Consider the following 11,865-nt stretch of genomic DNA (forward strand, 5'->3'; position numbering starts at 1 on the left):
CCTATGAAGTTTTCAAGGTTCGATTTGTATGATGTTTTTATCTTAAGCAATTTGTAACGGTTTGTAAAGATATTTAACAATAGCTTTACTTGTGAGACTAATAAGTTTTTCTAATCAATAGTTAGTTTTAAGCTAAAACCGACCTCATCAAGCGTTTTTTTGAAAATTCAACTTTACATTTATTCATCTTGAATAGGCGAGTCGATAACTTGGGCTATAACTGAGTCTAAAACCATGTGAATTCGTATTTATGACCTATAGCCTTAGAATTGCTGATATTCCCCTGAGTGAACGACCACGTGAACGATTATTCTCGTTTGGTGCCAAAAATCTATCAACAGCAGAATTAATAGCGATTCTACTGGCTACAGGTCAAGGGAAAGGAAAACTATCAGCCGTTGGACTAGGACAATACATTTTACAAGAGTTGAGCAAGTACAAACGAGAACCCCTTGATGTGTTAAGGGATATTAGTCCACAAGAATTGATGGAAATCCCAGGAATTGGCCCAGCAAAAGCGACCACGATTCTAGCGGCCGTAGAATTAGGAAAAAGAGCTTTTTTATTGCGACCGAGTGAGCGAATGCTGATTGATAGTCCAGATGCGGCAGCTTCGGCTCTGGGTCATGATTTAATGTGGCAACATCAAGAAAGATTTGCTGTCGTTTTACTGGATGTGAAAAATCAGTTAATTGGTACAAAAGTGATTACAGTGGGGACAGCAACAGAAACGCTTGTACATCCAAGAGAAATTTTTCGAGAAGTGATTAAACAAGGTGCAACAAAGTTAATCATCGGACATAATCACCCTTCAGGTAATCTAGAGCCAAGTCAGGATGATCTCTATCTCACTGAACAATTACTACAAGGAGCGCAGTATTTAGATATTCCGCTACTTGACCATCTCATTCTCGGCAATGGCAATCATCAAAGTTTGCGTCAGATCACCCTTTTATGGGAAAAATATCCTCAAAAAGAGTAACACAATCATGTTGTTGATACAGTATAGTGATCACGTCAATCATCAGTCAAAGCCTTTAGCCGACTTGATTGACTCCCCTAAGCTATGGTTAAGATAAAATGAATCCACTTTAAGCGAAAAATAATGCCCAGTAAAAAAATTCAAGTGCGGGAGTACACTGTCAGATCTCATGAACGCACTATCCACACTAGAACGTTTAAGTTTATTTGCTCTTATTGTAACCAGACTTGTGAAAGAGAAACTTACGCTACCGCCTGCCCTATGTATTGTAACGAGTGCAGTGATATTAAGAGCAAGCGTTTATTCTCTAAGACCAAATTTAAAAAGTAGAGTAGAGTCATGCTAAAAATTCCACCACCACCAGATCCTCCACAGAGTTCGGAACAATGGTTAAATGAATTAGCCACTTACTACAGGCAACTTGTCAGCTACCATCAACAGGCTGCTCAAACCGCCGCTAGACAACTGGCACATTTAGAAGTTTTATTAGGTTATGACCCCCAATTAGAGTCACAAGATTGGTTAACCGAAGCTCAAACCATTGACAGCACACAAAAACGTCTTGATCTTGCATCTTTTCCTCAACTCTCCCCCTATGAGTCAAACTCTACAAAAGGGCTAATCAAGCAAATTGCTGCGTTATTGGTCATTGAGAGAGGCCATGTCCTACATATTGACTACATCGTTAGAAAACTTTATGGTCAACCCAACAGCGAAAACCTTGACTCGCTTAAAGCAGAAGTCATGTCGGCTTTAGAAGAGGGTGAAGCTCAAAGGATGTGGTCGTCTGTCCCCGATGCTCCCGACTGTTGGACGCTTGATCAAGATGAGCTAACCCCCATTGATAAGGAGGAGACAACCTTAACCACAGCAGAAGTGATTCGACTCCTTAATATTAGTCAGAAAACCCTTTCTAGAATCAAAAGCAAATACGCTGAAGAATTACTGGAGGGAACACATTACTTAGTAGACTCGCGCAACTGGCATCATTGGAAATCAGCAGGGGTTGAATTACTGAGAAACCTAGTCAAACAATCTAATCAGACCTCAAGGTCAAAGGCGCGTTAACATATGAGTTATGCTTTAGCTCTTCATACGAGCAGTTCTGAACTAGGATTAGCCATTAATAATTTCTGGGATGATAGTCGTTGTCAAGTTTGGGACTTAGACCGTAATCTCTCTAACTATTTACATCAATACTTAACTGAATTTTTAGCTCCGCAAACTTGGCATGAGCTTAAATTGATCGCTATTGCTCAAGGCCCAGGTAGCTTTACCAGTACCCGTATTGGTGTGGTCACAGCTAGAACTTTAGCTCAACAGCTAAATTGTCCTTTGTTTGGCATTTCCACTTTAGCCGCTTTTGCTTGGTCAATTCGGACACTCTATCCTAATGGAACTGCTCTTGCTTTACAAATGCCTGCCACTAGAGGGCAATTGTATACGGCGATTTATCGAGTGAATGAGGACAAAATCAGATCAGATTTATCAGATGTTCTCATGAACCAAGTCTCTTGGGTAGAATATTTACAATCTTTTGCCAGTTCTTATCAATTAGTTGAGTTACCAACCCATCTAGGTCACACAGTATCTAGTGTATTAGAACTCGCGTATCAAGAATGGCAAACGGGAAAACAACCTCAATGGAATACTGTTATTCCCTTTTATGGGTAATAACTACGCCAAGAAGTCAGCCACAAGCCTTGATTTTTTCGTCGGGGAACGGCTGACTTAACTTATTTAGCGTAGCTTTGACACTTGTTAGAAAATTTTATTGATATTATTTCTCAACAATATTGACAAGAATTATTAATAAAGCTATATTAATTGAAGTGTTCTCCTCTCAAGGATCGGCAGGTGGGAGTGAAGTCTCTAGGCTACTCCCCTGTTTTTTTCAAAATATTTCAGATGTAAAGACGCGATAAACTTAAGAATTAGACCATTAATTTTTAAGGACATTAACGAGACTAGCACTATGACACGACAAAACGACTACGATGTAATTGTCATTGGTTCTGGGATTGGCGGACTGGTTACAGCCACTCAACTCGCAGCAAAAGGGATCAAGGTGTTAGTCCTAGAACGCTATTTAATCCCTGGTGGTAGTGCAGGATATTTTGAACGAGAAGGATATCGTTTTGATGTTGGCGCATCGATGATTTTTGGCTTTGGGAAACAGGGAACAACCAATTTATTGACCCGCGCATTAGAGGCAGTTGATGTTAATCTAGAAACGATCGCAGACCCAGTACAGATTCATTATCATTTACCCAATAGCTTAGATTTAAAAGTTCACCGAAACTACGGAAAGTTTTTAGATGAACTTATTGCCTATTTTCCCCACGAAGCACAAGGAATACGGCAATTTTATGATGAATGCTGGAAGGTGTTTAATTGTCTTAATGCGATGGAACTGCTTTCATTAGAAGAACCTCGTTATCTTATGCGGGTGTTTTTTCAGCATCCGATGCAATGTCTAGGTTTGGTGAAATATTTACCTCAAAATGCAGGAGATGTAGCCCGTCGCTATATTAAAGATCCGCAATTATTGAAATTCATTGATATGGAGTGTTATTGTTGGTCAGTTGTGCGGGCCGATGAAACACCGATGATTAATGCAGGGATGGTTTTTAGCGATCGTCATTATGGCGGGATCAACTATCCTAAAGGTGGAGTGGGACAAATTGCCCAAAAACTGGTTGAAGGACTGCTTAAAAATGGTGGTGAAATTCAGTATAAAGCCAGAGTTACCCAAATTATCTTAGAACATGGTAAAGCGATTGGAGTTGAGTTAGCCAACGGCAAACAATATTATGCTAAACGCATTGTTTCTAATTCAACTCGTTGGGATACCTTTGAAAAACTATTATCACCCGAAGCAATGCCACCGAAAGAAAAACGTTGGCAAAAACGCTATCAGAAATCATCAAGTTTTTTAAATTTACATCTTGGAGTCAAAGCGGACGTTTTACCCATCGGTACAGAGTGTCATCATATTCTTCTAGAAAACTGGGAAAACATGGAATCTGAACAAGGAACAATTTTTGTTTCCATTCCCACTCTACTCGATCCGAGTTTAGCACCCGAAGGATATCATATTATTCACACTTTCACCCCCAGTTGGATCGATAATTGGAAAGACCTTTCACCTAAAGAATACGAAACGAAAAAAGAAATAGCCGCTAACCATCTTATTAACCGTTTAGAAAAGATCTTCCCCAGTTTGATTGATGGATTAGATTATCAAGAAGTCGGAACCCCCCGTACTCATCGACGCTTTTTGGGTCGAGAAGATGGCACTTATGGCCCTATTCCACGTCGTAAACTTCCAGGATTATTGACCATGCCGTTTAACCAAACTGCTATTTCTGGACTCTATTGTGTTGGAGATAGTACGTTTCCTGGTCAAGGATTAAATGCAGTTGCGTTTTCTGGGTTTGCCTGTAGTCATCGAATAGCCGTTGATTTAGGTCGATAAATTGGGAAGAATAATATTATAAACTCTTGAGTCTATAGAGCGATAGATTTACCCCTAAGCTCATGTTAGGGTGGATAAAATTTAGTCAATTGTTTGTTTTATCAAATCAATTGGGCATATAGATTGAGAAGCTAATTACTCTTTGATATCATCCTAAAATGGAGATCCCTAACGAGTCAGATTTTCAGAAAAACATACTTGACTTGATTTATAACAGTCCAGACTCTCAGGCAATGCTTCGGGAAATCGCCGAAAAATGTGGAAATATTTTGAGAGTCGATAGCTGTGTGATTATAGCAGGAGTTGGTTCTTTAGAAACGACACAACTTGGTTTTTGGCATCAAAATCAGGTTCAGTTTACTTTAACAGAATCTTTTTTATCTCATCCTGAAATTAACACAGTTTTAGCAACAGAGCAGCCCTGTGCTTTATCCAATGACTTAGCAGAAATTTTATCAGTCACAACCCTATTAGGTGCCAGAACACAATTTCAGGGAAGCGTTAACGGTTTTATGATTTTGGGTAAAATTAATCAATCTTGGACAATCGACGACTCTAATCAACTGCTTATAATGAGTAAGTATGTATCAATTGGTTCGGCACTTGCTTTAGGCTCATCTTCAAGGTTATCTCAATCTCAACCAGAAAATCGTAGCGTCATCAATATTAATCGAGGGAATTCAATTTCAGAAATTCCAATTATGAGACGGTTGTACAATGTAACTCGTGATTATCGCGAACAGCAAATTTATTTACTAGAACAAGAAAGACAGTTAAATGAGAAAAAAAATGACATTATTGCAGCAATTAGCGATAAAGCAAGAAACCCTTTAGCAACCATGAAACTCGCAATTGACACACTCAGTAACCGAGAGCGAAAGCTTCCTCCTCAAAGTCAAGAAACATACTGGAATATCCTCAGACAAGAATGGAATAAGCTAAATGAACTCATTAATAGTATTGTGACATTAAAGAAATTACAATCTAAAGAAATTACATATCAACCGCAACTGATTAATCTTAACGCTATTATTAAAAAGCTAGAATCAGCATTGAGAAAACAGTGGAATTATGAACAACGAAAAGCTTTATCTTTGAATATTGATTTTTCCGAGTCTCCTAGCCATATTTATACAGATTTACAACATTTAGAAAATCTTTTACAAGAATTATTAACAAATGCTATTCATTTTTCGGAGGCTGAACAAACAATTTTTGTTAAACTCAGTCAAATGAATATTGACAGAAACAAAGCAGTGTGTATTAGTATAACTAATACTGGTTTGGGTATTTCTGCTACTGAAAAAGAATCTATTTATGAACCATTTTATCGTAGCAAAGGGGCTATAGAAAAAGGAATTCCAGGTGTAGGAGTTGGTTTAGCAGTTGTTAAAGAATTAGTTGAATTCTTAGGCGGTAAGATAGAAATGACTAGCAACCCTATTAACAATTCTAATTATTATATGACTTGTTTTACAATAATCATCCCTTTAAAGCTTGATCATCATATTTCTGCATCATAATGCTAACTCAAAGTTCTTCCTCTCAAACCTTACGTTGGCAACGTTCTAAATCTAATCCTTTGCGTCGTCAAATCGAAATTTTTCTTATCACAACACAATTTTTATTCTTTTTATGGTGGGATCAGCTTTTTAGGAGAAATTCTGCTTATATCCGACAACAACGCGCTAAATGGCTTGTTAAACAATTACTGAATTTAGGGCCAACTTTTATTAAAATTGGACAATCTTTATCAACTCGTGCGGATCTAATTCCTCTAGAATATGTTCAGGCATTCAGTCAACTACAAGATCGTGTTCCAGAATTTAGTAGTATTGAAGCGATTAATATTATAGAAACTGAATTAGGAAAACCCATTACAGAACTATTTCAAACTTTTGATTCTATTCCTCTTGCTTCAGCTAGTTTAGGGCAAGTCCATCGAGCAAAATTATATTCTGGTGAAGAAGTCGTTGTTAAAGTTCAACGAACAGGGTTAGAACAATTATTTAATTTAGATTTTGCTGTTGTTGCCCAACTAATTCAAGTAATTAATATTTTGCCGACGATTCGCAAATATCATTTAGAAGAAATTTATATTGAATTTTTTGAATTATTATTATCAGAAATTGATTATATTAATGAAGGAAAGAATGCAGATCGTTTTCGAGAAAATTTTAAAGATTATCCGCAAGTTAAAGTCCCTCTTGTTTATTGGGACTATACCAAGAAAAAAGTTTTAACCTTAGAATATTTGCCAGGAATAAAAGTCGATGACAGAAAAAGTTTATCTGAACAAGGAATCGATCTTGATCAAGTTATTCAAACGGGCATTTGTTCTTATTTAAAACAATTATTAATTGATGGTTTTTTTCAATCTGATCCGCATCCAGGAAATATGGCGGTTGATTTACAAGGAGAGTTAATATTTTATGATTTTGGCACAATGGCAGAAGTTAAATCAATGGCTAAAGATCAGATGATAAAAACTTTTATGGCTGTTTTAAAAAAAGATACTGATGAGGTTTTAGAAACGCTGATTTATATGGGATTAATCGAACCAATTTCTGATTTAAAAGGAGTGAGGAGAATTATTCAATTTTTGTTAGATGAATTTCGAGATAAACCCGTAGATATTAAAGCATTTGAACGAATAAGTGAAGAAGTTTATCTAATGTTTAAACAACAACCTTTCCGTTTACCTTCTCAAATGACATTTATTATAAAATCTATAACAACTTTAGATGGAATTGCACGCGCTTTAGATCCAAAATACAATTTATTAGCAGCTAGCCAACCTTTTGTCATGAGCATTACAATGTCTGATAATAAAGGAAATCTGATTTTAAATGTAGCAAAACAAACAGCTAATGTAATTAAACAATCTATTCTTAATTTTGCGAGTAAAGGTCAACAGATGCGACAACTACAAAATAAAATTGAACAAGGAGAATTAGAATTTAGAGTACGTTCATTAGAAAGTGAACGAACTTTGAAAAAGATTTATCTAGCCATTAAAGGATTAATTTATACTTTACTAACAGGTGTCAGCATTTTTACCGCATTTGCCTTATTAACTACAGCTTATAGTAAATTTGCCATCATTGTTTTTGGACTATCAGGACTTTTCAGTTTATTTGTCTTGCGGTGTTTAATTACATTAATGATTCGGGATAGAATGGATAAAGTTTAGTGTTATATATTGAACAAACTTTGAGTTAAAAATTCAATATATGTTATAATACATATATATAAGTGAACATAAATTCCGATTCCAGCAAATATTAATTCTCTGATTGAACGCTTTAATTATGAATTAGCTCGACTTGATGAGGAAGTAAGAGTTGGAATCAGTCAAACTAAAACTTTTCTCAAACGTTTTCCCAACAACACCATACTTATTCAGTTAGAGGTTGATAGAAGACGGATTAAAATAATTATTGATAATTTCCTAGAAACCGATAGGGTGACAGATGAAGATATTCAATAAATAGGAGAAACTATATTAACAGAACTAGGGAGAGTGATAGAAGCTAAATTAGCAGTAATTGAAATAGTAAAACGTTTGGAGGATATGCAATGACAAAGCAACAACTAGATCAACACAAGCTATTAGAGTTTTTGGAACTTGCTAAAAAAGCTGAACAAAATCTGAAGGATAGTAGTGAAAATTTAAGCAATTTAATAGATAATATTGCATTTAAAAGCTAAGATAAAATCGTAAGCATAGTTGTAGATTGACAATGAAAGCTTGATTTATTTTACTTTTTATTTATATAGAAATTAAATTACAAAATTAAGAAATCCTAAGAATGATTGATTTGCTTTATCTTGTAATTGAAGTTCATATTTTTCGATTTGCTTTCTAATTAAGTCAAAGAATTGTATATTAGTCCGTAACCTAAAAAATGAGAGTTTATCGTCAATTTTAACAACTAGAGATAATACACATCATCATTATTGTTCAACTTAAATATTAAGTTTTGTATCTTTAATCATCCTTAACACATTGTAAAGTGTCTGCTCAAAACATCCATCAGCCTGAGACAATCAAAAACAGTCACGTTATTATTTTTTTACTCAATCGGGCTTATTGGAGAACTTATGAAATTAGCTTACTGGATGTACGCTGGCCCTGCTCACATTGGAACGCTTCGCATTGCGAGTTCATTTAAAAACGTTCATGCTATCATGCACGCACCATTAGGAGACGACTACTTTAACGTTATGCGCTCCATGTTAGAAAGAGAAAGAAACTTTACCCCAGTAACTGCTAGTGTAGTTGATCGCAATGTTTTAGCACGGGGTTCTCAAGAAAAAGTCGTCGAAAACATTGTCCGCAAAGACCAAGAAGAAAACCCAGATTTAATCGTTCTCACTCCGACTTGTACCTCTAGCATTCTACAAGAAGATTTACAAAACTTCGTAGAACGCGCTCAAATGGATGCACAAGGTGATGTCATGCTTGCTGATGTCAACCACTATAGGTTTAATGAACTTCAAGCAGCAGACAGAACCCTAGGACAAATTGTTCAATATTACATCGAAAAAGCACGTAAAAAAGGCGATCTACCTGAAAGCAAAACTGAAAAACCCTCAGTTAATATTATCGGAGTTACTACACTAGGCTTCCATAATCAACACGACTGCACCGAATTAAAACGTTTAATGAAAGATTTAGGAATTGAAGTTAATGAAGTATTTCCCGAAGGTGCATCCGTAAATAACCTGAAAAACTTACCCCGCGCTTGGTTTAATCTAGTTCCCTATCGAGAAATTGGGTTAACCGCAGCACGTTATCTTGAACAAGAATTTGCAATGCCCTACATTGATATTACACCGATGGGCGTAGTTGAAACGGCTCGCTGTATCCGCAAAATTCAACAAATTATTAATGCTCAAGGTGCTGATGTAGACTACGAAGAATTTATCAATGAACAAACCTTGTATGTTTCCCAAGCGGCTTGGTTTTCTCGTTCCATTGACTGTCAAAACCTAACGGGAAAAAAAGCGGTTGTTTTTGGTGATAATACCCATGCTGCGGCACTAACAAAGGTTCTAGCTAGAGAAATGGGGATTCATGTTGTTCTAGCTGGAACCTACTGTAAATATGATGCAGATTGGTTTAGAGAACAAGTGAGCGAGTATTGTGATGAGATTCTCATTAGTGATGATAACGCAGAAATTGGTAACGCGATCGCACGTCTAGAACCTTCCGCTATTTTCGGAACCCAGATGGAACGTCACGTCGGTAAACGCTTAGATATTCCCTGTGGTGTCATTGCTGCACCTATCCACATCCAAAACTTCCCCATCGGTTATAAACCCTTCTGTGGTTATGAGGGAACGAATCAGATTGCCGATTTAGTGTACAATTCCTTTACTTTAGGAATGGAAGATCACTTATTAGAAATCTTTGGCGGACATGATACTAAAGAAGTAATCACTAAATCTGTTTCCGCTAATTCTGACTTAAATTGGAACAAAGAAGCACAAGGAGAGTTGAATAAAATTCCTGGTTTTGTTCGAGGCAAAGTCAAGCGCAATACTGAAAAATTTGCCCGTGAAAGAGGCATGAATGAGATTACTTTAGAGGTAATGTACGCCGCTAAAGAAGCCGTTGGAGCCTAGATTTAAGGGTGGGTTAAATCCCACCTTTTAAGTTTATATAAATTTTTAACTATGGCGCAACTTCCAGAAGAGATTACGGAAATTTTTAATCAACTTAAACAACAAGCATTAAATGTTATTCATTCTGAGACAAAAGTTGAATTGAGTCTTGTTGATAGCTTTGAAGAGACAGAACAAATCTTACCTTATCTAAATGAGATGAAGAATATTTCAGAAGAAGCGATCAGAACCTATTCTCAACTGTCAACTCTACAATTACAGATTGCTCAAGCTCAACCTCTTGCCTCACCTGCTATGCTAGAGTTATTGAATCGTGCAATTAACAAAAGTCAAGCTAGAATTCCTACCTGGATACGCAGTATTGAAGAAGTTAATCAAGAATGGAATATTTTATGAATACATCTCCCAAAATTCCAGATCCCGAAACTTATCAACGTTTATTAACCAATCTTCGTCAGACTCGTCTAGAAATAGAAGAGTTTAATTTAGAATTAGCTGAGATTAATTCACTTCTCGCAGCACAACTCAGAAACCAACGATTAAATCGTGTACAAAACTCTCTTCAAAAAATGAATTATCAATCTTAATGTCTAATTCCTCACTAATTCAAATTATTAAAAATCAAATAACATCTTCATCAGATCAGCAGATTACTTTTGCTGATTATATGAATACGGTTCTTTATCATCCTGAATATGGCTATTATACCTCTAAATCAATTAAAATCGGGAATCAAGGTGATTTTTTTACCTCCTCTTCATTAGGAGCAGATTTTGGCGAATTATTAGCGATTCAATTTTTAGAAATGTGGGAAATATTAGATAAGTCTTCTGAATTTACTCTAATTGAAATGGGAGCAGGAACAGGTGTTTTAGCATCTGATATTTTAAATTACATTAAAAATAATTATTACGATTTTTATCAAACTTTAAATTATCTTATTATTGAAACCAGTTCAGAATTAATTAAACAGCAGCAAGAACAATTAGCAGAACATCATTCTAAAATATCTTGGAAAAGTTGGGAAGATATAGAAAATAATTCGATTGTTGGTTGTTTTTTTAGTAATGAACTGGTTGATGCTTTTCCTGTTCATCAAGTTATTGTAGACACTAAAGAACTTAAAGAAATATATGTCACTTTAATAGATTCGGAAAACTTTCAAGAAAAAATAGATAGTTTATCTACACCTGAATTAGAAAAATATTTTAAACTTATTGATATTGATCTTTTAAATAAAGATTACCCGAATGGTTATCGTACAGAAGTTAATTTAAAAGCTTTATCATGGCTAGAAACAATTAGTCAAAAACTAAAACAAGGTTATTTATTAACGATTGATTACGGTTATCCCGCCCGAAAATATTATAATCCACAACGCTATCAAGGGACACTGAAATGTTATTATCAACATCGTCATCATGATAATCCATACATCAATATTGGACAACAAGATATTACGGCTCATGTTGATTTTACCGCTTTAGAAAAACACGGGAAATTGTGCGGACTCGAAAAATTAGGATTTACTCAACAAGGACTCTTTTTAATGGCGTTAGGATTAGGCGATCGCTTATCTTCTCTATCTAGTGGTCAATACAATCTCCAAACCATCTTATCGCGTCGAGATGCCTTGCATCAATTGCTTGATCCAACGGGTTTAGGTGGGTTTGGTGTATTAGTACAAACCATTGGATTAACAGAACAACAAACAGAGCGCACTGCAAAGCGGATCTCTGCGAGATCGCTAACAGGACTTAAACAACAATAATCA

The 11,865-nt window shown here is 35.9% G+C and carries 11 protein-coding genes; all 11 read left to right on the forward strand.

What is annotated here, in order from left to right:
- The first annotated feature begins 250 nt into the window (after positions 1-250).
- The 11 genes from radC to CFPU101_RS18590 all read left to right on the forward strand — a co-directional run bounded on the left by radC (position 251) and on the right by CFPU101_RS18590 (position 11,862).
- Positions 251-982 (forward strand): DNA repair protein RadC, encoded by a 732-nt coding sequence (gene radC / locus CFPU101_RS18545; protein WP_206816819.1) that lies wholly within the window; start codon positions 251-253, stop codon positions 980-982.
- A 339-nt stretch (positions 983-1,321) separates the two neighbouring features.
- Positions 1,322-2,050, forward strand: a complete 729-nt coding sequence (locus CFPU101_RS18550; RefSeq protein ID WP_206816820.1) for a hypothetical protein — start codon at positions 1,322-1,324, stop codon at positions 2,048-2,050.
- A 3-nt stretch (positions 2,051-2,053) separates the two neighbouring features.
- Positions 2,054-2,656: a tRNA (adenosine(37)-N6)-threonylcarbamoyltransferase complex dimerization subunit type 1 TsaB gene (gene tsaB, locus CFPU101_RS18555; protein ID WP_206816821.1), complete on the forward strand. Its 603-nt coding sequence runs from the start codon at positions 2,054-2,056 to the stop codon at positions 2,654-2,656.
- A gap of 301 nt (positions 2,657-2,957) precedes the next feature.
- The gene (gene crtH / locus CFPU101_RS18560; protein WP_206816822.1) at positions 2,958-4,460 is read left to right on the forward strand and encodes a carotenoid isomerase; all 1,503 of its coding nucleotides are present in this window, start codon (positions 2,958-2,960) and stop codon (positions 4,458-4,460) included.
- Positions 4,461-4,618: 158 nt separating this feature from the next.
- Positions 4,619-5,983, forward strand: a complete 1,365-nt coding sequence (locus CFPU101_RS18565; RefSeq protein WP_206816823.1) for a sensor histidine kinase KdpD — start codon at positions 4,619-4,621, stop codon at positions 5,981-5,983.
- Positions 5,983-7,653 (forward strand): AarF/ABC1/UbiB kinase family protein, encoded by a 1,671-nt coding sequence (locus CFPU101_RS18570; protein ID WP_206816824.1) that lies wholly within the window; start codon positions 5,983-5,985, stop codon positions 7,651-7,653. Before CFPU101_RS18565 ends, CFPU101_RS18570 begins: the two co-directional genes overlap by 1 nt.
- Positions 7,654-8,039: 386 nt before the next feature.
- The gene (locus CFPU101_RS26035) at positions 8,040-8,171 is read left to right on the forward strand and encodes a hypothetical protein (RefSeq protein ID WP_277988776.1); all 132 of its coding nucleotides are present in this window, start codon (positions 8,040-8,042) and stop codon (positions 8,169-8,171) included.
- Between the two features lie 393 nt (positions 8,172-8,564).
- The gene (gene bchB, locus CFPU101_RS18575) at positions 8,565-10,091 is read left to right on the forward strand and encodes a ferredoxin:protochlorophyllide reductase (ATP-dependent) subunit B (protein ID WP_206816825.1); all 1,527 of its coding nucleotides are present in this window, start codon (positions 8,565-8,567) and stop codon (positions 10,089-10,091) included.
- 51 nt (positions 10,092-10,142) lie between these two features.
- A complete protein-coding gene (locus CFPU101_RS18580) occupies positions 10,143-10,487 on the forward strand; it encodes a hypothetical protein (protein WP_206816826.1) in 345 nt (114 codons plus the stop codon).
- Entirely contained in the window at positions 10,484-10,678 is a 195-nt protein-coding gene (locus CFPU101_RS18585) for a hypothetical protein (protein ID WP_206816827.1), read from the forward strand. The genes CFPU101_RS18580 and CFPU101_RS18585 overlap by 4 nt, the downstream gene beginning before the upstream one ends.
- Complete coding sequence (locus CFPU101_RS18590; RefSeq protein WP_206816828.1) at positions 10,678-11,862, forward strand: class I SAM-dependent methyltransferase; 1,185 nt, start codon at positions 10,678-10,680, stop codon at positions 11,860-11,862. The genes CFPU101_RS18585 and CFPU101_RS18590 overlap by 1 nt, the downstream gene beginning before the upstream one ends.
- The last annotated feature ends 3 nt before the right edge of the window (positions 11,863-11,865 follow it).

Source organism: Chroococcus sp. FPU101 (genome assembly GCF_017312365.1).
In the GTDB taxonomy this organism is placed as follows: Bacteria; Cyanobacteriota; Cyanobacteriia; order Cyanobacteriales; family Microcystaceae; genus Chroococcus.